This is a genomic window from Bacillus sp. ms-22 (genome assembly GCF_009759805.1).
GTDB classification, from domain to species: domain Bacteria; phylum Bacillota; class Bacilli; order Bacillales; family Bacillaceae; genus Bacillus; species Bacillus xiamenensis.
The window spans coordinates 1,666,134-1,688,319 of sequence record NZ_CP046653.1 but is presented as its reverse complement, the minus strand read 5'-3'; the positions used below and the strand labels follow the sequence as shown (position 1 = coordinate 1,688,319).

23 protein-coding genes are annotated in these 22,186 nt (G+C 42.3%); 3 read left to right on the top strand and 20 right to left on the bottom strand.

All coding sequences use genetic code 11. The features are described 5' to 3' along the window. Window positions 1-12: 12 nt before the first annotated feature. From GPA07_RS08840 to mce, 3 genes are read right to left on the bottom strand one after another with little or no spacing between them, the layout of a single operon-like run. Window positions 13-1,134 carry a M20/M25/M40 family metallo-hydrolase gene (locus tag GPA07_RS08840; RefSeq protein ID WP_008358547.1) on the bottom strand — a complete coding sequence of 374 codons (1,122 nt, stop codon included), beginning with the start codon at window positions 1,132-1,134 and terminating at the stop codon, window positions 13-15. A gap of 16 nt (window positions 1,135-1,150) precedes the next feature. Then, window positions 1,151-2,620 (bottom strand): acyl-CoA carboxylase subunit beta, encoded by a 1,470-nt coding sequence (locus GPA07_RS08835; RefSeq protein ID WP_034739092.1) that lies wholly within the window; start codon window positions 2,618-2,620, stop codon window positions 1,151-1,153. After that, window positions 2,607-3,029, bottom strand: a complete 423-nt coding sequence (mce, locus tag GPA07_RS08830) for a methylmalonyl-CoA epimerase (protein WP_008358550.1) — start codon at window positions 3,027-3,029, stop codon at window positions 2,607-2,609. The genes GPA07_RS08835 and mce overlap by 14 nt, the downstream gene beginning before the upstream one ends. A 101-nt stretch (window positions 3,030-3,130) precedes the next feature. On the opposite strand from mce, the gene prli42 reads away from it, so the two are divergent. Next, a complete protein-coding gene (gene prli42 / locus GPA07_RS08825) occupies window positions 3,131-3,223 on the top strand; it encodes a stressosome-associated protein Prli42 (RefSeq protein WP_149865350.1) in 93 nt (30 codons plus the stop codon). A gap of 40 nt (window positions 3,224-3,263) precedes the next feature. Here prli42 and GPA07_RS08820 read toward each other — a convergent pair whose 3' ends face one another. From GPA07_RS08820 to GPA07_RS08795, 6 genes are all read right to left on the bottom strand, one after another. Continuing rightward, window positions 3,264-3,773 (bottom strand): L,D-transpeptidase, encoded by a 510-nt coding sequence (locus tag GPA07_RS08820; protein ID WP_157292371.1) that lies wholly within the window; start codon window positions 3,771-3,773, stop codon window positions 3,264-3,266. Between the two features lie 53 nt (window positions 3,774-3,826). Then, the gene (locus GPA07_RS08815) at window positions 3,827-4,780 is read right to left on the bottom strand and encodes an aromatic acid exporter family protein (RefSeq protein ID WP_157292370.1); all 954 of its coding nucleotides are present in this window, start codon (window positions 4,778-4,780) and stop codon (window positions 3,827-3,829) included. Window positions 4,781-4,897: 117 nt separating this feature from the next. Further along, window positions 4,898-5,620 carry an arginine ABC transporter ATP-binding protein ArtM gene (locus GPA07_RS08810; protein WP_008358554.1) on the bottom strand — a complete coding sequence of 241 codons (723 nt, stop codon included), beginning with the start codon at window positions 5,618-5,620 and terminating at the stop codon, window positions 4,898-4,900. Further along, window positions 5,613-6,266: an arginine ABC transporter permease ArtQ gene (locus tag GPA07_RS08805; protein ID WP_008358556.1), complete on the bottom strand. Its 654-nt coding sequence runs from the start codon at window positions 6,264-6,266 to the stop codon at window positions 5,613-5,615. Before GPA07_RS08805 ends, GPA07_RS08810 begins: the two co-directional genes overlap by 8 nt. Before the next feature lie 127 nt (window positions 6,267-6,393). Then, window positions 6,394-7,158 (bottom strand): transporter substrate-binding domain-containing protein, encoded by a 765-nt coding sequence (locus GPA07_RS08800; RefSeq protein ID WP_157292368.1) that lies wholly within the window; start codon window positions 7,156-7,158, stop codon window positions 6,394-6,396. A 195-nt stretch (window positions 7,159-7,353) separates the two neighbouring features. Then, window positions 7,354-7,791: a BrxA/BrxB family bacilliredoxin gene (locus GPA07_RS08795; protein ID WP_071168961.1), complete on the bottom strand. Its 438-nt coding sequence runs from the start codon at window positions 7,789-7,791 to the stop codon at window positions 7,354-7,356. A 167-nt stretch (window positions 7,792-7,958) separates the two neighbouring features. On the opposite strand from GPA07_RS08795, the gene GPA07_RS08790 reads away from it, so the two are divergent. Further along, window positions 7,959-8,852 (top strand): YegS/Rv2252/BmrU family lipid kinase, encoded by an 894-nt coding sequence (locus GPA07_RS08790; RefSeq protein WP_071168960.1) that lies wholly within the window; start codon window positions 7,959-7,961, stop codon window positions 8,850-8,852. Between the two features lie 14 nt (window positions 8,853-8,866). Here GPA07_RS08790 and GPA07_RS08785 read toward each other — a convergent pair whose 3' ends face one another. The 9 genes from GPA07_RS08785 to GPA07_RS08745 form a co-directional block, all read right to left on the bottom strand. Beyond that, window positions 8,867-9,160, bottom strand: a complete 294-nt coding sequence (locus tag GPA07_RS08785) for a YesK family protein (RefSeq protein WP_008358565.1) — start codon at window positions 9,158-9,160, stop codon at window positions 8,867-8,869. A 71-nt stretch (window positions 9,161-9,231) separates the two neighbouring features. Continuing rightward, on the bottom strand, window positions 9,232-10,497 hold the full coding sequence (locus tag GPA07_RS08780; RefSeq protein WP_157292366.1) for a dihydrolipoamide acetyltransferase family protein: 1,266 nt from the start codon (window positions 10,495-10,497) through the stop codon (window positions 9,232-9,234). A gap of 18 nt (window positions 10,498-10,515) precedes the next feature. Then, window positions 10,516-11,499: an alpha-ketoacid dehydrogenase subunit beta gene (locus GPA07_RS08775; RefSeq protein ID WP_008358569.1), complete on the bottom strand. Its 984-nt coding sequence runs from the start codon at window positions 11,497-11,499 to the stop codon at window positions 10,516-10,518. 12 nt (window positions 11,500-11,511) lie between these two features. Then, window positions 11,512-12,504 (bottom strand): thiamine pyrophosphate-dependent dehydrogenase E1 component subunit alpha, encoded by a 993-nt coding sequence (locus GPA07_RS08770; RefSeq protein ID WP_008358571.1) that lies wholly within the window; start codon window positions 12,502-12,504, stop codon window positions 11,512-11,514. Window positions 12,505-12,521: 17 nt separating this feature from the next. Beyond that, window positions 12,522-13,946 carry a dihydrolipoyl dehydrogenase gene (gene lpdA, locus GPA07_RS08765; RefSeq protein WP_157292365.1) on the bottom strand — a complete coding sequence of 475 codons (1,425 nt, stop codon included), beginning with the start codon at window positions 13,944-13,946 and terminating at the stop codon, window positions 12,522-12,524. Further along, complete coding sequence (gene buk / locus GPA07_RS08760) at window positions 13,936-15,057, bottom strand: butyrate kinase (RefSeq protein ID WP_412096208.1); 1,122 nt, start codon at window positions 15,055-15,057, stop codon at window positions 13,936-13,938. The genes lpdA and buk overlap by 11 nt, the downstream gene beginning before the upstream one ends. Before the next feature lie 33 nt (window positions 15,058-15,090). Further along, window positions 15,091-16,185 carry a branched-chain amino acid dehydrogenase gene (gene bcd, locus GPA07_RS08755; protein ID WP_008358578.1) on the bottom strand — a complete coding sequence of 365 codons (1,095 nt, stop codon included), beginning with the start codon at window positions 16,183-16,185 and terminating at the stop codon, window positions 15,091-15,093. Next, window positions 16,172-17,104 (bottom strand): phosphate butyryltransferase, encoded by a 933-nt coding sequence (yqiS, locus tag GPA07_RS08750; RefSeq protein WP_071168956.1) that lies wholly within the window; start codon window positions 17,102-17,104, stop codon window positions 16,172-16,174. Before yqiS ends, bcd begins: the two co-directional genes overlap by 14 nt. A 125-nt stretch (window positions 17,105-17,229) precedes the next feature. After that, window positions 17,230-19,302: a sigma-54 interaction domain-containing protein gene (locus GPA07_RS08745; RefSeq protein WP_157292362.1), complete on the bottom strand. Its 2,073-nt coding sequence runs from the start codon at window positions 19,300-19,302 to the stop codon at window positions 17,230-17,232. A 149-nt stretch (window positions 19,303-19,451) separates the two neighbouring features. Between GPA07_RS08745 and GPA07_RS08740 the strand changes: the two genes are divergently transcribed. After that, the gene (locus GPA07_RS08740; protein WP_008358585.1) at window positions 19,452-19,688 is read left to right on the top strand and encodes a DUF2627 domain-containing protein; all 237 of its coding nucleotides are present in this window, start codon (window positions 19,452-19,454) and stop codon (window positions 19,686-19,688) included. Window positions 19,689-19,705: 17 nt separating this feature from the next. Here GPA07_RS08740 and GPA07_RS08735 read toward each other — a convergent pair whose 3' ends face one another. Together GPA07_RS08735 and GPA07_RS08730 are read right to left on the bottom strand one after the other, a co-directional pair. Next, window positions 19,706-20,464 (bottom strand): glycerophosphodiester phosphodiesterase, encoded by a 759-nt coding sequence (locus tag GPA07_RS08735; protein ID WP_157292360.1) that lies wholly within the window; start codon window positions 20,462-20,464, stop codon window positions 19,706-19,708. 226 nt (window positions 20,465-20,690) lie between these two features. Further along, window positions 20,691-21,791 carry a Rap family tetratricopeptide repeat protein gene (locus tag GPA07_RS08730; RefSeq protein ID WP_008358589.1) on the bottom strand — a complete coding sequence of 367 codons (1,101 nt, stop codon included), beginning with the start codon at window positions 21,789-21,791 and terminating at the stop codon, window positions 20,691-20,693. Between the last annotated feature and the right edge of the window lie 395 nt (window positions 21,792-22,186).

The window sequence follows — 22,186 nt, the reverse complement described above, 5'->3', positions numbered from 1 at the left end:
AGTCTCCTGCCTTTACGATGGATTTGTCGTTTCTTCGATAATGGCGAGAACCATTTCAGCTGTCTTGACTAATTCTTCAATCGGCATCTTCTCATTTTTTGTATGAATATCTTCATATCCAACAGCTAGATTGACGGTTGGGATGCCGTTCCCAGCAATAACGTTTGCATCACTGCCTCCCCCGCTTGTCTGTAGCTCTGAAGGCCGGCCAATTTTTGCAGCCGCTTTTTTCGCCACTTCAACGACTTGATCGCCGTGAGAGAATTTGAAGCCTGGATACATGATGTCAATTTGTACATCGGCACTTCCGCCCATTTCTTTAGCGGTTTTTTCAAAGGCTTCTTTCATCTTCGCTACTTGCGCTTCCATTTTTGCAGGTTCTAAAGAGCGTGCTTCGGCAAGAATATCCACTTGATCGCAGACAATATTCGTTTGCGTTCCACCTTCAAAACGGCCAATATTCGCCGTTGTTTCGTCATCAATACGGCCAAGCGGCATGCTGGCAATCGCTTTTGCTGCAATGGTAATCGCAGACACGCCTTTTTCAGGTGCTACACCTGCGTGAGCTGTTTTTCCGTAAATGGTTGCCCGTACTTTCGCCTGTGTGGGCGCAGCTACGATAATTGTACCGACCTTGCCATCTGAATCGAGGGCATAGCCGTATTTCGCTGTCATCCATTTCGGGTCTAACGCTTTTGCTCCAACAAGTCCTGATTCCTCACCTGCTGTGATGACAAATTCAATCGTCCCATGCGGTAAATTCTTCTCTTTTAGGACACGGATCGCTTCCAACATCGCGGCAAGCCCTGTTTTGTCGTCAGCACCTAGTATCGTTGTTCCATCTGTTTTGACATAGCCGTCTTCAACGATTGGATTCACGCCGTTACCAGGAACCACTGTATCCATATGAGAAGTGAAATAGATTGTATCTGCCTGTTGATTTCCTTCAAGTGTACAGATCAGATTGCCTGCGCCGTGACCCGTTACCGCTTTTGAATCGTCTTCAACCACTTTAAGGCCAAGTCCCGAAAATTTTTCTTTAAGTACTTCCACAATTTTTTCTTCATGTTTTGTTTCTGAGTCGATTTGAACGAGTTCTAAAAATTCGTCTAATAAGCGTTTCTCATTGATCATGATGGTGTTCCTCCTCTTATAGCGGTATGTTGCCATGCTTTTTTAATGGTCTATCTTCTTGTTTACTGCGAAGCAGGTCAAATGAGCGGATCAACCGCTCTCTCGTTTCAGCTGGCATTAGAATATCGTCTATCAAACCTAATTGAGCCGCCTTCACGACATTGGGTTCGCTGCCGGTCTCACGCGAAGCATGATGAACAATTTCGTCTGCGAACGTTTTTCCCATGACATCAATTTCTGCCTTTGGCCATGCATAAACAAAGTCAGCACCTAAGCCCTTGCTGTTCATGGCGACATATGCCCCGCCAAACGCCTTTCTTAAAATCACGGTGATTTTTGGAACGGTCGCCTCAGCGTATGCATATAGAAGCTTCGCGCCGTGGCGGATAATTCCTGCATGCTCGGCTTTCTCCCCTGGCAAAAATCCAGGAACGTCCACAAGGGTTAAAATAGGAATATGAAATGCATCGCAAAATCGAATAAACCTGGCCGCTTTATCAGCAGCGTCAAGATCAAGACTTCCTGCCAGCACCTTTGGCTGATTGGCAACAAGACCAATCGAAGCCCCTTGTAATCTAGCAAAGCCAGTGACAATATTCTTCGAGAAACAAGGCTGCGTTTCAAAGAATGAGTCGTCATCGGTTAATGTTGTCACAACTTGCTTGACATCATAGGTGCGTGATGGGTCCTTTGGCAAAAATTCGGCTGGATCACTTGCAACATGCTTTCGTACCTCACGATGAATGACAGCCTGTTGTTTCGTTGGTATGTACGTTAAAAGAGTTCGAACTGCTTTTAACACGTCCTTCTCATCTTTCCCCGTATAGTGCACATTCCCGCTTGTCTGATGCTGAACACTTGCACCGCCAAGCCGGTCAGGACAGACCGTTTCTCCTGTTGCTTTTTCTATGACTTTCGGACCAGTTAAAAACATATGGGCTGTTTGCTTTGTCATGAAGACAAAATCAGTCAATGCAGGAGAATAGACTGCACCTCCAGCACAGGAGCCTAGAATAACGGATATTTGCGGGATTTGACCAGAGTACAGGACGTTACGTTTAAAAATCTGACCGTATCCTTCTAATGATACCACACCCTCTTGAATTCTCGCACCACCTGAGTCTTTTAGACCGATAATCGGCATTTGATTTTTAGCCGCCAGATCCATTAAAGAAGCAATTTTTTTGGCATGCATGTCGCCTAACGAGCCTCCGTATACTGTCGCATCTTGAGCATAGACACATACGGGTCTCTTATGAATTAGTCCCGTACCAATAACAACACCGTCACCTGCATACTCTGACCATTGACCTTTTGCAAATGGCTGAATTTCCATAAAACTGCCTCGGTCAAGAAGTTCATGAAGCCGTTCACGGACAGTCAGCTTTCCTTTGTTCCGGTGAGCCGCTGCCCGTTTTTCACCGCCGCCCTGTAAGGCCTTCTCTCGCCATTTAGACAAGTCATTGAACGATTCATGCATCTCCATCTCTCTCTCCTTTCAAAGGCTCACATAATTCAACTAACGCACCTGACGTTTCTTTTGGTGAAATAAACGCAATGCGCTTTCCGTTTGCACCCATTTGTGCGTTTTTTTGAAGGAGCTGTACACCTTGCTGGTCAAGTTGACGGAGATCAGCCTGGATGTCACCTGATTTTAATGCAATATGGTGAAGCCCCTCTCCTCTTTTTGTTAAAAAAATATGTAATTTGCTGTGATCTGACATCGGTTCAATCAATTCAATGTGCAGATCACCAAGTGAAACAAACGATGCCTTAATCTCTTGTTCAGGAATTTCTTGTATGTCTGAAAATTGCCAGTTAAACAACTGATAAAGCGTTTGACTTGTTTCTTTAATCGAAAAGACTGCAATGGCGATATGATCGATTTGATTCATCTGTTCACTTCCTTTGTTGATCACTTGTCGCGTACGAAAAAACCAGCTAAAATAAAGAAAGGTGCGCTCGTCGCAAAAATCTTCGGTTATAGGGGTGCGATATGTCTCAGAAATTCATGAAATTTATGGTATTGCTCATGATTAGCCTGCTGTTAATTTCTTCACTATTAGCAGGAGCGGCAACCTTTTTATAAGGTTTCTATCATAAAACAGACAAGCAGGTGATTCGTTTGATCAACGAATGGCCTGTTTGTCTTTGGCTAGCTTTTCAAATGAATCGCTTGATTTAGTAATCCATACCTTTGTTCCAATTGGAAGCTGGTCAAACAATCGTTCTACATCTTGATTATGAAGTCTCACACAGCCTGCGGTTATAAATTTCCCTATCGATGTTTCGTCACTTGTTCCATGAATTCCGTAAGTTCTGCCATCTGTTCCTCGTGCATCAAATCCAATCCACCTTCGGCCGAGAGGGTTGTCCTTCGCACCGCCTTCAATATTCTTTCTTCTGTAGTAGGGATCTTTTGCTTTGATCATAATGGTAAATTCACCTTCTGGCGTTAAATCTGCTGTTTTCCCTGTAGAGGCTGGATATACTTGCTGGATGTGCCCTTGATCAATATAGGCAAGTTCATTTGTTTGTTTATTAATAATGACAAACGGGTCCCCTGGAAGCGGATTCTGTCCGAGCGGCCAGATTGGTGAAAGCGACATGGTTAGCACAGTATAAAATAAAAGACGCATAGGCTCCTCCTTTTTTCATTAGATTGACCAATGAAGGAGGAACTCATGCGTCTCTATTCTTTCATCCCTTTAAAATAGCTTTTCAGCACTAAATATTGTTCCATTTCCCCTAGAAAATGAAATAGTGCCGCTCTTGCTTCAAATTCTTCACGTGTTTGCGGAAGCGGCAGTGCATCAAACTCTTTTTTCATATCAATCAGGCGTCTTAAGAACTTATGTGCCGTGTTCCCTGGGTGAATATGCTCGCGTAAGTCTCTGATATATTCTGCAATGATTTGTCCATGCTCTGTTGTAACAGAAATGGACGTAATCTTCGGCAGCACCCGCTCAATGATTTCAAATTGCTTTTGTCTCATGTTGAAATAATGATAATACAGATTTTCATGTCTTAGGACATGGTTTTCGACATCACGGTATGCAAGAGCTTTCGCTTCTTTGATCAATTGATGCGTTTCCGGTATTTCTGTTCCTGTCCAGTCTTGCTTCCCTGTCATTAAGTATTGTTCGATTTCTTCAAAGATTTTCGCAAAATTGGCTTCAATCTGTTCACTGTATTGTTTCAGCTTTTTATCAACGCTAGGCATATACAGGTTCATGATGAGTGCTACCCCGACGCCAATTGTAATGAGTAAAAGCTCATTCCAGATGAGCTGAAGCGTGATTCCTCCAGACATATACAAATGAAGGATAATGACTGAGCTTGTGACAATTCCTTCTTTGATTCGAAGCAAAACGGTGGTCGGAATAAAGACGAGCAGCATAAGTCCTATAACGAAAGGGTGGTAACCAATGAGATCGAAAAATAAATAAGAAAATAAGATGGCTAGACTGCATGCTGCAAAGCGGGCACCTGATGCTAACAGTGACCTTTTTTTCGTCACCTGAATACAGAGGATAGTAATAATTCCGGCAGCTGAATAATTTTGCAAGCCAAGCATTTGTGCAATATAAATGGCTAGAGCTGTTCCTAATGCCGTTTTCAGCGTTCGATAGCCGATTTTAAACATGATGTGATTCACTCTTTTCTGTCTTGTTTCCATCACTTTTGTGAAATGATGAGCTTTTTTTACTTCCCCATTATAATCAAAAAAAGAAGAAGATGTTAAGTCTCCTTCTCTTTTTCTTTATAATATTTTTTGTAAAAAGTCTTGAGCACGCTGTGAAGATGGTGATTCAAAGAATTCCACTGGATTCGCATCTTCTACAATTTTTCCGTCATCCATAAAGATCACACGGTCTGCCACTTCTTTTGCAAAGCCCATTTCATGTGTGACGATGACGAGCGTCATCCCTGATTGAGCCAGCTCTTTCATGACCTCTAATACTTCCTTTACCATTTCAGGATCAAGTGCAGACGTTGGTTCGTCAAAGAGCATAATGTCTGGAGTCATCGCAAGTGCACGTGCAATGGCGACACGCTGTTTTTGACCACCTGACAAACGATTCGGGTAATCATCTTTCTTCTCTAGAAGTCCTACCTTTTTCAAAAGATTCTCGGCCTGCTTGATGCTGTCTTCCTTCGATTGATTCTTGACATTCATAGGAGCATACGTAATATTTTCTAGCACAGTTTTATGCGGGAATAAGTGAAAATGCTGAAACACCATCCCAATGTTTTCGCGCACTTTTAAAGCATTTGTTTTTGGATTTGTAATTTCAGTATCCCGAATCGTAATGACACCAGAAGTCGGCTTTTCAAGCAGGTTGATGCAGCGAAGAAACGTTGATTTCCCTGAACCAGACGGCCCGATGACGGCCACCACTTCGCCTTCTTTAATCGTGGTGTCAATGCCTTTTAATACTTCATTTTTTCCAAAGGATTTTGTGAGCTTCTCTATTTTAATCATTTGATTTTAACTTCCTTTCCACCGATTTACCGACAAAGGTGAGAACAAGAACGATGACATAATAGATGAGACCTGCAAAAATAAGCGGTTCAAGATAGTTATAGGTGACGGCACCTGCTTGATAGGCTCGTCTCATGACATCGCCCAGTCCAATGACTGTGACAATCGCTGATTCTTTTGTCAGTGTAATCGTTTCGTTCACAAGTGCTGGTGAAATATTTTTGAATGCTTGCGGAAGCAATAAGTCCTTCATCATTTTAGCATAAGGGATACCTAAAGCTACGGCTGCTTCTTTTTGCCCTTTATCAATGGCATTAATGCCCGCACGAATAATTTCTGATACATACGCCGCTGAGTTTAAAGAGAATGCGGCTACAGCAGCCCAGTATTGATCAATTTGAAAGCCGAGCAGCTGAGGAAGACCAAAATAGATAATCAACAGCTGAAGCACAAGCGGTGTGCCTCGAAAGATTGACGTATAAAAATCTGCAAGCCAAATGAGCGGCTTAAACACACTAATTTTACAGAGGGTTAATAAAATGCCCAAAATAAAACCAAGGAAGAGTGACACCACGACAATAGAAAGCGTTACTTTAAGACCTTCTAAAATAAAGGGCATCTGAGGTATTACATCTTTAAAATCCATCATTGTATTCTCCTTTTTTTGCCTTCAGATAAAATCAAAGAATAAACAGGAAAAAAGTTCAACAGATGTTGAACTTTTCAGCGCTTTCTACTTGATTTTCATGCATGACGCTGATCCTTTTCCTGACTTACTTTTCATCAGCAAACCATTTTTTAATTAATTTATCAAGTTCGCCATTTTCCTTCATTTCTTTTAATGATTGATTGAATTTCGCTGTTAGGTCGCTATTTTTTTTGAATGCAATGGCTGACCCTTCGTTTGTGCTATTTAATTTAAACGCTTGGAAGTCTTTTTCCTTTTTCAAATAACCAGCAGCCACTTTATCTTCAATAATCGCTGCATCAAAGCGGCCAGCTTTGATCTCTTGAATGATATCTGAGATTTTATTGCGATCTTCCACCGTTAAGTTATATTTCTCTTTCAAGCCGTTAGCTTCATCCTGTTGGATAGAACCTAATTGAACGCCGACTGTTTTGTCTTTTAAATCTTTCTCTGATTGAATACCGCTAGATTTTTTTGACACAATTAAGTTTTCAGCATTGTAGTAGACATCAGAGAAATCAACTTGTTTTTTACGCTTTTCTGTAGGTGTCATTCCTGCAAGAACAATATCCGCTTTGTTTGTTTTAAGTGCTGACACAAGGCTCGCAAAGTCCATATCTTGAATTTCCAGCTTATAGCCGTTCTTTTTCGCTAGAGCTGTTGCAAGGTCGACATCAAAACCGATAATTTCATCACCGTCTTTTGATTCAAATGGCGGATAATCTGCTGAAGTCGCCATGATGAGTGTTTTGTCGTCTCCTGATGCATTTGAATTATTAGAAGAAGTTCCGCACGCCGCTAGTGCAGCTGCAAGACCAGCTGTCATAAGTAATAATAACCACTTTTTCATATGATAATGCCTCCCAGTATTTAAACTCCATTGTAGAATTGAATATTTATTCACTATAATGTATTTTAAACACTTTCTTTTTGATATGCAATAGTATTTTGCTAAAATTATTTTGATTCTTATGTCTTATAAAACAAAAAACAGACCGGCCAAAAGACCGGACTGCTTCGTATTTATTCATTCAAAAGTAACATTTTATACTTCTTCGCAATGCTCATCGAAAGCGGCTTGAAGTTTTGACACCACTTCCATTGGTTCGTGCCCCTCAATCTCATGGCGCTCTACCATTGTAATTATTTTTCCATCTTTTAATAGGGCAAACGATGGCGAAGATGGCGGGTAGCCTTCAAAGTATTCACGTGCTCTTGCCGTTGCCTCTTTGTCCTGTCCAGCAAACACTGTAAGCAATTGATCCGGACGCTTATCGTAATGAACAGAATAACCAGCTGCTGGTCTTGCAATACCGCCAGCACAGCCGCAAACTGAATTCACCATGACAAGTGCCGTTCCTTTTTTCGTCAGTGCTTCATCAACCTCTTCAGCTGTTGTCAGTTCCGTGTAGCCTGCCTGCTTGATCTCGTCTCTCGCTTGTTTCACAATATCATTCATAAATAAATTAAAATCAATATTCATATCCGTCCACTCCTTCTACGTACCAAAGCATTTTAACTACATCATATCAAGGAAAACGCTGGCGGGCAAATGTGTTGTCTTGCCCTTTTCACTTTTTCCGAAGATCGTTTATGAGCTGTGGGATTGGGGAAAAGTGATAATAAAGTGATGAAAGGGAGAATGGCATGATGGCACAATTCAAAAAAGCGATGCTTATCTATAACGGAAATGCTGGACAAAAAAACATGGAAAAAACTCTAAGTCAAACAGTGCCTCTTCTTTCTTTACATATGGATGAACTCATCCTTAAACCGACAAAGCGGCCACATGATGCCTATCATTTCTGCCGTGAGATGGATGAGACGGTTGAACTGCTGATTATATTAGGCGGGGATGGAACCGTCCATGAATGTATGAACGGAATTGGCGGTTTAGAAAAAAGGCCGGCAGTCGCGATATTGCCTGGCGGAACATGCAATGATTTTTCTAGAACGCTGGGCATACCTCAGCAAATGCCAAAAGCCGCTCAAGTCATCATAGACGGCGCTAAAAAAAAGGTCGACTTAATCAAAGCAGAAGATCGATATCTTTTAAACTTTTGGGGGATCGGGCTTATTGCAGATACCTCTAATAATATCAACGACAAAGAAAAGGCCGTACTCGGAAAAATCAGCTACTTCACGAGCGCTATTCGAACCATTCAGCAAACAGATCCGTTTCACGTTCGAATTGAAACCGAAGAGGAAAACTGGGAAGAGGAAGCAGTCATCGTCCTTGTCATGAATGGGCATTTTATCGGTACAAATAAAATAGATCTGCCAAATGCGGCAATTGATGATGGAAAAGCCGAAATTTTAATTTGCAGAAATACGAGTTTCTCTGCTTTAAAAGAGATTTTTTCAATGAACCGGGAAGAGCTAGAGGATTTTACAGGAGACCTGTCTCTTATTCAAGCATCACGCATTCATATCCATACAAAAGAAGAAATGGATGCAGATACAGATGGTGAGGTATATATGACTGCTCCTTCTTCACTTGAAGTATTAAAACAGCATTTGACCTTTATTGTTCCAGCAGAATAGAGAAAACGCCCGCATCATTTCGATTCGGGCGTTTTTTTGATATAACGTCTGTATAAATATTCAAGTGCATAGCCTAGCAGTGTCCCTAAAAGAAGGGAAATCCCTAAAAAACTATTGGCGACTCCTTTAAACCCGCCTACCATCAACAAGCAATAAGCGATTTGAATGATTGAAACGATAGATATGATCAGCAGTAATCGTTCAGGATGATTGCGTGATTTGGAAATATATCGAAGAAAAGCGAACGCAATGGCTGTCATAAACATAAGACCCACGGTAAGAAAAGCAAAGAAATCTAGTCCAGACATATCACCGCTCCTTTCTGATTGATGTGGAAATCCCCTTCCTTCTCATTGTGAGAAGGGGAAACATAAATGACTTAATAGACGGACGTCTGCTCGTCGATGCCTTCAAGAATTTGTTTAATTCTTTGCAGGAATCTGCCGCATACAAGACCATCAAGTACTCTATGATCTAATGAGAGACAAAGGTTCACCATATCTCTTGCTGCAATCATGCCATTTACAATCATTGGACGCTTCACGATTGATTCTACTTGTAAAATAGCGGCTTGCGGATAGTTAATGATCCCCATTGATTGAATCGAACCAAATGATCCTGTGTTGTTCACAGTGAAAGTGCCGCCTTCCATATCACTTTGTTTCAGCTTGCCTTGTCTCACCTTGGAAGCAAGCTCATGAATGTCTTTGGCGATACCCTTAATCGTCTTTTCATCCGCATCTTTGATCACTGGGACAAAAAGAGCGTCATCTGTAGCAACAGCAATGGATACATTGATCGCTTTCTTTTGCACAATTTTATCTCCAGCCCACATGCTGTTCATTTCAGGGAATTCTTTTAAGCCCTGAGCCACTGCTTTGACAAAGAATGCAAAGAACGTCAAATTAAAGCCTTCTTTTGCTTTAAATTGATCTTTTAGCTGATTTCTTCTCGTCACAAGATTTGTCACATCGACTTCCATCATCGTCCATGCATGCGGAATTTCGTGTTTGCTTCTTAGCATATTGGCTGCAATCGCCTGTCTAATCGGCGTGACTGGCAGCTCGACATCACCAGGCATTGAAGAGATGGAAGGGGCTGTGTTTGTGTTTGCTTTTGAAGGCTGCGCAGGCTCCGTTTGACCCGTACCATCACTCACAGGTGCTGCCGTTTCTTTTACGCCTCCACTTTCGATAAGCTTCAGCAAATCTTTTCTTGTGATTCTGCCGCCTGCTCCCGTTCCTTGAACAGCCGCTAAATCAATTCCGTGCTCATCTGCTAAACGAAGGACTGCTGGAGAGTATCGTTTCTTTTGACTCTGATCGGCATTTGTTTGATCAGCTTCTTTTGTTTCACTTTGCACAGGTGCCGCTTCTGCTTCTTTTGCACTCTGCTGCGCACTGCCTTCTACTTCAATTTCACAAAACACTTCACCTACTTGAAGTGTGTCACCCTCTGCAGCCGATAGCTTTGTGATCGTTCCTGTAAAGGATGACGGAACCTCTGCGTTCACTTTATCCGTCATGACTTCCGCAATCGGATCGTATTTATTCACATGATCGCCAGGTGAAACAAGCCATTTGCTAATGGTTCCTTCTGTTACACTTTCACCTAGCTGAGGCATTTTCATTTGTTCAATTGCCACTTGAAACCCTCCTCTTTCTTAAAACGCCGCTAACTCTCTCATTTCAGCTTCTACCTTATCCGGATTGACCATGAAAAATTTCTCCATTGTCGGTGCATACGGCATTGCCGGAATATCAGGTCCTGCTAGACGTTTAATTGGTGCATCTAAATCAAACAAGCAGTGCTCAGAAATGATCGCTGCCACTTCGCTCATGATGCTTCCTTCTTTTGTATCTTCCGTTAAAAGGAGCACCTTGCCTGTTTTTGATGCCGCTTCAATAATCGCTTCTTGATCAAGTGGATACACGGTACGTAAATCAAGAATATGAGCGGAAATTCCGTCCTTCGCAAGGCGCTCTGCTGCTTGCAAGGCAAAATGAACACAAAGACCATATGTAATGACCGTGATGTCATCGCCTTCACGTTTCACATCTGCTTTTCCAATAGGAAGCGTATAATCCTCCTCAGGCACTTCTCCTTTAATGAGACGGTATGCACGTTTGTGTTCAAAGAACAATACAGGATCTGGATCACGCACTGCGGCCTTTAACAGACCTTTTACATCATAAGGTGTAGAAGGCATGACAATCTTTAAGCCAGGCTGATTAGCAAAAATCGCTTCAACCGATTGTGAATGATAAAGCGCCCCGTGTACACCGCCCCCGTAAGGTGCACGGATGACCATCGGACAGCTCCAATCATTGTTTGAGCGGTATCTAATTTTTGCAGCCTCTGAAATGATTTGGTTGACAGCTGGCAGAATGAAATCCGCAAATTGCATCTCTGCGATCGGACGCATTCCATACATGGCTGCCCCAATGCCGACACCAGCAATCGCTGATTCTGCAAGAGGTGTATCCATCACGCGCGCTTCTCCAAATTGCTCGTAAAGACCCGCTGTCGCTTTAAATACGCCGCCTTTTTTCCCGACATCCTCTCCGAGCACAAACACTTTCGGATCTCGCTGCATTTCTTCTTTCATCGCTAGTGTAATAGCGTCTATATATGACATGACAGGCATTTTTCTTCCTCCTTACTCCGCATATACGTAACGAAGTGCGCTTTCTGCATCAGCATAAGCTGCGTTTTCCGCTTCATCAGTGGCTTCGTTTACGATTTGCATAATTTCTGTTGTCATCTCTTCTTTCATTTCAGAAGTCATGACGTTTCCTTCGATTAAGTACGTTTCATACTGAATGAGCGGATCTTTCTTTCTCGCTTCGAGCACTTCTTCCTTTTCACGATAGCTAGAATCGTCGTCATCACTTGAATGCGCGGTTAATCGGTAAGAAATAGTTTCGATCAATGTTGGGCCTTCGCCTCGTGCCGCACGGTCTCTCGCTTCTTTGACCGCTGCATAGACTTCAAGCGGATCATTTCCATCAACCGTCACGCCAGGCATTCCGTACCCAATTGCACGATCGGAAATGCGTTCACATGCCACTTGTTTGTCATACGGAACGGAAATCGCATATTTATTGTTTTCACACATGAAAATAACAGGCAGCTTATGCACAGCAGCAAAGTTGGCGCCTTCGTGGAAATCCCCTTGGTTTGAAGAGCCTTCACCGAACGTGACAAAGCTGACAAAGTTCTTCTGCTCTAGACGCCCAGCAAGTGCAATTCCAACCGCATGGGGAACCTGTGTGGTCACAGGCGATGATCCAGTCACAATTCGGTTTGACTTTTGCCCAAAATGACCCGGCATCTGTCTCCCGCCTGAGTTTGGATCGTCTTTTTTCGCAAAACCAGACATCATCAAATCTTTCGCTGTCATCCCAAATGCCAGGACAACTCCCATATCACGGTAGTAAGGTAAAACGTAATCTTCTTCTCTATTGAGGGCAAAAGCAGCGCCGACTTGCTGCGCTTCCTGTCCCTGACAAGAAATCACGAATGGAATTTTTCCAGAACGGTTTAAAAGCCACATCCGTTCATCAATTTTTCTTGCTAGAAGCATGGTTTTATATATATCAATCGCTTGTTCATCTGATAATCCTAATTCCTGATGACGCATGTTACTCATCATGTTTCCCTCCTTGATTAAAAATGGATCGCCTTTCCGTCAACAGCAAGTGCTGCCTCGCCCATCGCCTCTGACAGGGTTGGATGCGGGTGAATCGTCTGCCCCACTTCCCACGGAGTTGCATCAAGTACTTTGGCTAATCCAGCTTCAGATATCATATCTGTTACATGGGGACCAATCATATGAATCCCTAAGATATCATCCGTCTTTTGATCGGCAATGATTTTGACAAATCCATCAGTCTCCCCAAACACAAGTGCTTTTCCAATGGCCATGAAAGGGAATGTCCCAACCTTGACTTCGTAGCCTTGCTCTTTTGCCGCCTGTTCAGTCAGTCCAACACTAGCGGCTTCTGGGTGAGAGTAAACACATTTAGACACGAGTGTTTCATCAAGCGGCTTTGGATCTTGACCTGCCATATGTTCCACCGCAATCATGCCTTCATGGGAAGCGACATGGGCCAGCTGAAGTCCGCCAATGACATCTCCTATCGCGTAAATATGTGACTCTTTCGTTTGATAATGCTCATTCACAACAATGCCTTGCTTTTCTATCTGGATGTCCGTGTTTTCAAGTCCAATGCCTTCCACATTCGGCACCCGGCCAACTGAAAGGAGCAATTTTTCTGCTTCAAACGATTGAATGTCTCCATCCTTTTCCACTTGTATCTTAACGAGATTTTCATGCTTTTCTACGGAATCTGGCAGGACCTTCGCATTTGTTACAAAGGTGATGCCTTTTTTCGTTAATAGCTTTTCCATTTCTTTAGAAATATCTTGATCTTCTGTTGGCAAAATGCGATCAGCAAACTCGATTACTGTGACTTTTACGCCAAAGTCATTCAGCATGGATGCCCACTCGATCCCGATCACACCGCCGCCAACAATAAGCATGGACTGAGGGAGTTCTTGCAGTTCAAGCGCATCATCTGATGTGAGGATGTGCATTCCATCCGCTTCAAGTCCAGGCAAGACGCGTGGTCTTGAGCCTGTCGCGATGATCACCTGCTTTGGAATCAGCATTTCATTTTCATCTCCATTTGCCATTTCTACCGAGATGGTTCCTGGCATTGGAGAAAAGATAGAAGGCCCCAGTATACGGCCTATTCCTTCATATACATCAATTTTCCCTTGTTTCATTAAATGTTTAACGCCGCCTGCTAATTTTTCTACAATCTCTGTTTTTCTTTTTTGTACGTTGGCAAATTGCAAGGCAACGCCGCTTGCTTCAACGCCAAAATCAGCGGCACGTTTCACCGTTTGATAGACTTCTGCACTTCTGAGGAGCGCTTTAGATGGAATACAGCCTTTATGAAGACATGTTCCACCAAGCTTTGATTTTTCTACGACTGCTGTTTTCAATCCAAGCTGAGAGGCACGGATAGCGGCTACATAGCCCCCTGTGCCTCCACCAAGAATGACGAGGTCATATTCAGTTGCCATGACTTGTCACTCCTTTCTTCATCCTTTGATCATTTGGGTATTCCTTCGGTGATTCTTCTTCTTTTAAAATACGGAGCGCACCTTCTGCTAAGGATTGCAACTCATTTTCACCTGGGTACACGACAACATCTGAAATCCAGTCAATGTACCCTCTAATACTTGACGTAATTTGTTTGCTGTACGCAAGGCCGCCTGTTAACACAATCACGTCAACAGCCCCTTTTAAGACAGCACTCGCCGCACCGATTTCTTTGGCAATTTGATAGCACATCGCTTCATAAATAAGGGCTGCACGCTCATCGCCTGCTTCGATCATGCGCTCTACTTTTACCGCGTCTGTCGTGCCGAGATAGCCCGCAAGACCGCCTTCGCCAATAATGCGTTTGAGCATTTCCTCTTGTGAGTATTCACCAGAAAAGCAAAGGTTGACAAGGTCACCTGTCGGAAGTGTTCCCGCTCGCTCTGGGCTAAAAGGACCTTCGCCATGGAGACCGTTATTGACATCAATGACCTTTCCTTTTTCATGTACACCAATCGTAATCCCGCCGCCCATATGGGTAATAATCATGTTCAAATCTTCGTAACGCTTTCCAAAAGAAGCGGCTGTTTTTCTTGCGACTGCTTTTTGATTTAACGCATGAAAAATGCTTTTTCGCTCAATTGTCGGCAGCCCGGAAATCCGAGCAATCGGCTTTAGTTCATCTACTACCACTGGGTCCACAATAAAAGCCGGAATGTTGAGGCCAAGTGCAATTTCTCGGGCAATAATTCCGCCTAGATTGGAGGCATGCTGGCCAGCATACCCTTCTTTTAGATCTTTGACCATTTGCTCATTTACTTCATATGTGCCTCCTTCAATCGGGCGAAGAAGACCGCCGCGCGCGCAAACAGCATCAAATTTTGAGATGTTCATCCCCTGTTCATGCAGCGTTTTAAGAATTGTTTCTTTACGAAATGAAAACTGATCAATGATATGAGGGAATTTCTTTAATTCCTCATCTGTATGTCTTAATGTCGTTTCAAAGATAGATCGTTCATTATGAAACACACCGATTTTTGTTGAAGTAGAGCCAGGATTAATCGTGAGAATACGCCATTCTTTTGTCAGCAAAAACAAAACCTCCGTTTCAACTCATTCATCAAATTAGCGGCGACTTAAAATATGTTGGCCATTTTGCAGGAATTGACTTCTTGATTTGCGCATTCTTTCAATTCGTTCTTCAGCCAATCGGTCTGCCGCTTTATACGTTGGAATGGCATCACGGTTTGAGATTTCAATTACACGCTCAATATTTTGGTAAATGCCTTCTACTTTTTTCATTGCACGATCTGCATTATAGCCATAAAGTTCATCAGCCACGTTAATGACGCCACCTGCATTGATCACATAATCAGGTGCATACACTATGCCCATCTCATGAATAAGATCTCCGTGATGGGTTTCTCTCAGCTGGTTATTGGCTGCACCTGCAATGACTTTTGCTTTTAGCTTAGGAATTGTCACATCATTAATGGTTGCACCAAGTGCACATGGTGCATAAATATCACATGGTTGATCATAAATATCGTCAGGATCTACCGCTTTTGCACCGAAGTCTTCTACAGCTCGCTGAACAGAATCTTTGTTGATATCTGTGACGATCAGCTGTGCGCCTTCTTCATGCAGGTGTTTACATAGGTTGTAAGCCACATTTCCAACACCTTGAACGGCAATTGTTTTTCCTTCTAATGAATCCGTCCCGAAAGCAGCTTTTGCAGCTGCTTTCATTCCTTTATATACACCGTAAGCTGTGACTGGTGATGGGTTTCCGGAAGAACCAAATGCAGGAGAGATTCCTGTGACAAAGTCTGTTTCTTCATGGATAAGGTCCATGTCTTCTACCGTTGTACCGACATCTTCAGCTGTGATATAACGGCCATTCAGCCCTTGAATGTAGCGTCCAAATGCACGGAACATTTCTTCATTCTTGTCTTTTCTCGGATCACCGATGATGACCGTTTTACCGCCGCCAAGATTCAGGCCTGCTGCCGCATTTTTATACGTCATCCCTCTTGCAAGACGCAGCGCATCTTCAATAGCGGCTTCTTCGTTTTCATATGTCCACATTCTTGTTCCGCCTAGTGCTGGCCCAAGTGTTGTATCATGTATCGCAATAATGGCTTTTAAACCAGACTGCTCATCCTGACAAAATACAAGCTGTTCATAATCGTATCGTTCCATATATTTAAAAAGTTCCATTGTTTTTTCCTCCTATTACTTCCGCTTCATTTGATGTACAAATGGCAAGTGCAATTGAATAGAGCTTACTTTCAGCTGAATCAGACCGGCTTGTTAAAGCAATCGGTGCCTTCGCTCCTGCCACCACAGCCCCCACCTTTGCATGAGCAAAGTAGATGAGGGATTTATAAAGAATGTTGCCTGCTTCAATGGTTGGGACAAGCAAAATATCTGCATGACCAGCGACATCACTCGTAATATTTTTATGAGAAGCTGCCGTTTGAGAGATGGCATTATCTAAAGCAAGCGGTCCATCAATCAGGCAGCCAGAAATTTGACCTCGGCGGTTCATTTGCGCAAGACTTGCAGCCGTGAGCGTCGAATCCATCGCTGGGTTCACCACCTCTACCGCAGATAGCACCGCCACCTTTGGCATGGCATTTCCAACAGCATGTGCGACTTGAACGGAATTGACCGTAATTTCTTTCAGCATTTTTAAATCCGGTGCGATGTTCATAGCAGAATCTGTGACATAAATAAAACGGTCGAAGCCCGGTACTTCAAATGCCGCAACATGTGATAGGACACTCGCTGTTCGAAGTCCATACTCTTTATTCAGAACAGCTTTTAACAATACGGCTGTCGGGACATGCCCCTTCATGAGAATATCTGCATGGTTTTCACTGACTGCCTGCACGGCAATTTTGGCAGATTCTTCGGGTGAATCGGAGTGAATAATATCTATCCAGTCTTCATTGATCTCATGCTGTTTGACTAGCTCCTTTAGGCTACGTTTGTTCCCAACCAGCAGGAAGCGAGCAACCTTTCGCTGAATGGCCATTTTGATGGCCTGAAGCACTTCTTCGTCTTCTGCATGAGCCACAGCCGCTGTTTTATTCTGCAACTGTGAGGCTTTCATAATCAGATCGTCAAGCTTCATACTTGCCCACCTTTCCTTGTGCTCGGTTCGTGTTTTTATATGCAAGTTCCGTGCCAGCTTGAAATGTGTGAAAAACGAACCTTTCCGAGAAGAATTCGTGCAATTTTTTGCAGATTACGTGCATGTTACTGCATGCTATCTTTTGCAAGCTGGTATTTATCCATTTTATAGTAAAGGTTTCGAATACTGATCCCTAATGTTTTCGCTGTTTTCGTACGATTGAATTGATGTTTTTCAAGGGTTTGTTTGATCAACTGCGCTTCAAATGCTTCAACAGCATCTGAAAGCGTCTCCCCTTCAAATTGACTTACAGCAAGCTCCTGCTGCTCTTTTTCTTCACGCGCTTCTGACTCCATAAAGGCAATATGCCTTTCTTCGATCCATTCTTCTTGCGGATTTAAAAAGATCATGGCTCGTCCAAGCACATTTTCAAGCTCTCTTACGTTACCTGGCCAACTATAAGAGCGAAGTCTATTGAGAGCCTGTTCTGTTAATCCGTTGACATTCCGTCCATAGTCTAAATTGATCTTCTGAATGAGTCGCTTGCTTAATGAGTCAATATCTTCAAGTCGCTGCCTGAGCGGCGGGATAGATATCGGGTATCTGTTCATTCGATAATATAAATCCTCTCTGAACTTTCCCTCTGCCATCGCTTTTTCGATATTGACATTTGTTGCCGTAATCACACGGACATCTACAGGTATCGCTTTTGTTCCGCCCACTCTCACAATTTCTTTCTCCTGCATGACGCGCAGTAATTTCGCTTGTGTACTTGGGCTCATTTCACCAATTTCATCTAAAAAGATGCTACCGTGATTCGCTTCTTCAAACAGCCCCTTTTTCCCGCCGCGCCTTGCACCAGAGAAAGCTCCCTCCTCGTAGCCAAAAAGCTCTGACTCTAAAAGGGTCTCTGATAATGCCGCACAATTGACACGAACAAAGCGGTTATATTTACGGTCACTTTCATTGTGGATGGCGTGCGCAAACAATTCTTTCCCAGTACCTGACTCTCCGCGCAGCAAAATGGTTGCCGGCGTTTTTGCGCCTAGCTTTGCCTGCTCAAGTGCAACAAGCATTTGTTCACTTTCCCCAACAATGTCTTCAAACGTATATTTGGCCTCAAGTGTACGGATGAGCTGTCTCGCTTTATTCAATTCATTCGTCAGTGATTGAATTTCTGATACGTCGTGAATGACACCGACACTACCCTTTAGAATGCCGTCAACAATCACAGGCGCTACGTTGACGATCACATCTTTTTTGTTTGGTCCAACCTTCATTCTGACGCCGCGAACCGGTCTTCTTGTTTCGAGTACCTTCAAGTGCATGCTTTCCCCTTCAGAGATATCTGCACCTGCTGGTTTACCAACCACTTCTTTGTCTGTTAAACCGGTCATTTTCGTATAAGCACGGTTAATCAAAATACCTTTTCCTTGCTCATCCACAACCGATATGGCTTCATCTGATGATTGAATGATGGCCTCAAGCATCGTTCGTACTTCTTTGAGGTTCGTCACTTCCTCCGCAAGCTCAACCGCATCTGTAATATCTTTAAAGATGGATAAAGCGCCAAGCATTTTCCCTGCGTCATCAATAATCGGAAGACGCGTGGTGACAATTTGAATTTGCTGATTTAAAAATTGTTTTTGATGAAATTCCGGCTCTCTGGATCTTAAAATATCGGGAAGTTTTGTGTTTGGAATGACTTCTCGAATGTGGCGACCGATCGCATCCTTTTGTGAGCACCCTACCATTTTGGCAGCCGATCGATTAAATAGGACCACTTCTTCATCCATATTAATAAAAATCATGCCGTCATTCGTTGCATTAAAAATGCGGTCATGTTTATAGGTTTGTTCTTTGAGTATTTGAATAAGCTGTTGTTTCTCAGCCATTAATTCTGAAATGACGTATGCCATCGAACTTGGCACAATCACAGCATGCTCTGGTTTTTCTTCAATCAATTCCTTTAGCACAGCAGAACTGCCTGTTGTTTCAATGATGATATCAATGTCATCTTTTATGTATTCTTTCCAATCTGTTGTCGTGTCAATTCCATTCTTTTTCGCTTCTACCATCCCCGGTGCCTCGAGATCAAGGTCGGCGATCGCAATGATTTGAATCATATTTGTTTTCAGCAATGTTTCAAGCAGTGCTGATCCACCCTGTCCCGCACCGACAATCAAGACTCTCTGCATCCCGTTACCCCTTTATATGAAAAATTTTGCACACCATATTTTTCCGTTGCAAAAAATTGCACAACTCTTATATTACCACGTTTTCCTTTCTTGACAAAATATTTTTTGAATTAGACAATGGAAGTAAATGACGTTTAAGGGGACATTTGATGGGGAGAATCCTAGCATTAGTGATTATATTAATACCTGGCGCCTTTGCAGCACTTGGAATTAAGCTGCTGCGCGACACTATTTTCGGCATCATCATTGCACCATTTCCATATTTATGGCTGCAAGGAATTGCAGGGTTGTTTTTTTTAGGGGCAGGTCTTTATGTTGTCGCTGGATTTATTTTATATAGAGACCGCAAACGAAATAAAGTAACCACTCGTTTTAAACAAAGATGAGCATTAAAAGAGCCCTGCTATTGATTAGCAGGGTTTTTCGTCATTTCTTCTCTTATTATGCTCACCGCTCGGTCAGGAAAATCAGTGAAAATGCCATCGACACCTAATGAGAACATGTTTCGTATTTGCTTTTCACTATTTACAGTAAACGGTCTGATCACTTGATGGGCGGCATGGAGCGCCGATACGACCTCTTTTGTCACCCCAGCGCCCTTGATATTCGGATGGTACCCTTTTGCCGGTATTGTTTTTAAATACATCTCCGGCTGATGAATGACATCCATCGTGAGGACAGCCAGTTCAATGTGCGGCATCAGCTTGTGAAAAAGAGCTAAGCTACCATGATGAAATGATGAGACCAGCACCCGGTCCTCAATCTGAAAGTGCTCAATTTGCTCTTTTACCTTTTCTTCGATCCCTGGATAGCGATAAATGGAGTTTTTCAGTTCAATATTGATCATAAAAGATGATCGCTGCGTGACTAGCTCTAACACTTCCTCTAAAAGGGGGATCTGCACCGCACCTGTTTCTTCATAAAAAGAATGACTCGCGTCCCCTCTTTTTAACTCCTCATATGTATAGTCTTTCACTAAGCCTTTCATATTCGTTGTTCGGTTTAGCTTCTCATCGTGAATGACCGCCAGTCTGCCGTCTTTGGTCAGCTGAACATCAAGCTCAATCCCGTCAGCTCCAGAATGGAGTGCATGTTCAAAGGCGATCATGGTGTTTTCAGGATACATTCCTTTAAAGCCTCTGTGTGCAAAAATTTTCGTCATATGCCACCTCTAAATATGATGATTACCTTCATTATGACGTGTCTATTTCCGTTTTTCCAGTCTGAGCACATAAAAAAACCTCTTCTGATAAGAGAGAAGAGGTTAACAGGTCAATTCGATCACGTAATCGCTCTGATGGCTTGCTCTGTCGTCTCTGCGTCAAGAGCAAAAAGGGAAGAAACAACTGCGAATGCTGTAACGATTGTTACACCTAACAACAACTTTTTCATAAGATAACCTCCACTTTCTTTTGAAGTATTTGTGCATCGAATTTCTTTTCAAGAAAACGAATGGCATTTTGATAATCGTTTCGTTCCTTGAAGTATTTCGATATTTGTTCAGACAAATCCTCAAGCTCCACATATAATCTATTTTTTTCTATGTAGTCTAGTTTTTCAGAGAATACGTCTGCTGCTCCACTATTTTCGCACATCAAATCTAAAATTTCAAATTTTACTATATATTCATTATTTTGGATATCGCAACTGTACTGAATACCCTCTTTAATATATTCTTTCGCCTCAGGATCATCTAGATGAACTAGGGCATTCGCCAAAACATATAAAGATTGGATGTAATAATGGCGATTGTCACGGTGAATTTGAATGCTCATCCCTTTTTTGGCGTACTGCGCACTTTTTTCATAATCGGGTTTTGCATAATAAAGAACCGCTAAATTGTGATAGCACTTTCCAATCAGCACTTCATTGTTAATGCGCTTACTTTTCTCAAGTGCCTCTTGATACTTTTCTTCTGCTTCATCAAATTGAAATAAATCAATACAATTGCTTGCATGTAAAATTAAGCTATCAATCGCCTGCGATGTGTACTCCTCATGCGCTTTGAACGTATCAATGGCTTTTTTTATATGATTAATGGAAATGAAATTCTGCTTAAGTTCATAATAGATCGAAGCGACTTTATGGTGAAAAGTTCCTACTTCCAGATCTTCATTCACCCGTTTTAGGCGCTGCTCTGCAATTTTGTAAAAGCTAATCGCTTCATCATACTTTTTCACATACGCGGCATACTGTCCTTTGTAAAAGTAAAAATAAAAATTAATAATGTCATCTGCTTTTTCATCCAGCGTTCCGACACTTTTTATAATATGATTGGCTTTTTCAATATTTCCAAGTAACATTTCATGTCTGCCGTCGACAAGCTGATAATAAAGGAGAACTTCGCGATCTTCATCTGTGTTTTTTAGCAAATTCTGAATTTTCTCTTTATAGACAACAGATTTCTCCAGATCATTTTGAGAAATGACCCTCGTCCACTTGCTAATTTCGTTCGCAACCTCAGCAGAGTGGATTTTCAGCTTTCCCATAACCTCACCCTCTTCTTTTCATTATTATAGCATAGTAAAAGAATGTGAAAATTATTAAATTCGACAATGGGAATATTCAGTTCAAAAGGCACAATCTCTAAGAAGCCAGTGACTTTAAAACGCCAATCAATCAGGTCAATAGAAATAGAACTTTCGATCTTATTTGTTTTATTTACCAATTGCATAAGACCTTTTGCTCTCATCCTTTTTCTTACGAATAAGCGTTTTCTTCTTCTATTTTGGTGTTAAGCCAATTGATTGGCGTAGCTGATTACCACTACTTTATGTCATATTGATTTCTTTCATGCTTTATTTTTCATTTTATTCTGAAAATAAAGCTGCCCGTTTGTCCAATTTAAACATAAGATGATTTTATCAATTTAACCATTTTTTGA

Bases quoted from the DNA above. Each gene is read 5' to 3' on its own strand.
- GPA07_RS08840 (WP_008358547.1), bottom strand. From the start codon at position 1,134: ATGATCAATGAGAAACGCTTATTAGACGAATTTTTAGAACTCGTTCAA.
- GPA07_RS08835 (WP_034739092.1), bottom strand. From the start codon at position 2,620: ATGGAGATGCATGAATCGTTCAATGACTTGTCTAAATGGCGAGAGAAG.
- mce (WP_008358550.1), bottom strand. From the start codon at position 3,029: ATGAATCAAATCGATCATATCGCCATTGCAGTCTTTTCGATTAAAGAA.
- prli42 (WP_149865350.1), top strand. From the start codon at position 3,131: ATGTCTCAGAAATTCATGAAATTTATGGTATTGCTCATGATTAGCCTG.
- GPA07_RS08820 (WP_157292371.1), bottom strand. From the start codon at position 3,773: ATGCGTCTTTTATTTTATACTGTGCTAACCATGTCGCTTTCACCAATC.
- GPA07_RS08815 (WP_157292370.1), bottom strand. From the start codon at position 4,780: ATGTTTAAAATCGGCTATCGAACGCTGAAAACGGCATTAGGAACAGCT.
- GPA07_RS08810 (WP_008358554.1), bottom strand. From the start codon at position 5,620: ATGATTAAAATAGAGAAGCTCACAAAATCCTTTGGAAAAAATGAAGTA.
- GPA07_RS08805 (WP_008358556.1), bottom strand. From the start codon at position 6,266: ATGGATTTTAAAGATGTAATACCTCAGATGCCCTTTATTTTAGAAGGT.
- GPA07_RS08800 (WP_157292368.1), bottom strand. From the start codon at position 7,158: ATGAAAAAGTGGTTATTATTACTTATGACAGCTGGTCTTGCAGCTGCA.
- GPA07_RS08795 (WP_071168961.1), bottom strand. From the start codon at position 7,791: ATGAATATTGATTTTAATTTATTTATGAATGATATTGTGAAACAAGCG.
- GPA07_RS08790 (WP_071168960.1), top strand. From the start codon at position 7,959: ATGGCACAATTCAAAAAAGCGATGCTTATCTATAACGGAAATGCTGGA.
- GPA07_RS08785 (WP_008358565.1), bottom strand. From the start codon at position 9,160: ATGTCTGGACTAGATTTCTTTGCTTTTCTTACCGTGGGTCTTATGTTT.
- GPA07_RS08775 (WP_008358569.1), bottom strand. From the start codon at position 11,499: ATGCCTGTCATGTCATATATAGACGCTATTACACTAGCGATGAAAGAA.
- GPA07_RS08770 (WP_008358571.1), bottom strand. From the start codon at position 12,504: ATGAGTAACATGCGTCATCAGGAATTAGGATTATCAGATGAACAAGCG.
- lpdA (WP_157292365.1), bottom strand. From the start codon at position 13,946: ATGGCAACTGAATATGACCTCGTCATTCTTGGTGGAGGCACAGGGGGC.
- bcd (WP_008358578.1), bottom strand. From the start codon at position 16,185: ATGGAACTTTTTAAATATATGGAACGATACGATTATGAACAGCTTGTA.
- yqiS (WP_071168956.1), bottom strand. From the start codon at position 17,104: ATGAAGCTTGACGATCTGATTATGAAAGCCTCACAGTTGCAGAATAAA.
- GPA07_RS08745 (WP_157292362.1), bottom strand. From the start codon at position 19,302: ATGCAGAGAGTCTTGATTGTCGGTGCGGGACAGGGTGGATCAGCACTG.
- GPA07_RS08740 (WP_008358585.1), top strand. From the start codon at position 19,452: ATGGGGAGAATCCTAGCATTAGTGATTATATTAATACCTGGCGCCTTT.
- GPA07_RS08735 (WP_157292360.1), bottom strand. From the start codon at position 20,464: ATGACGAAAATTTTTGCACACAGAGGCTTTAAAGGAATGTATCCTGAA.
- GPA07_RS08730 (WP_008358589.1), bottom strand. From the start codon at position 21,791: ATGGGAAAGCTGAAAATCCACTCTGCTGAGGTTGCGAACGAAATTAGC.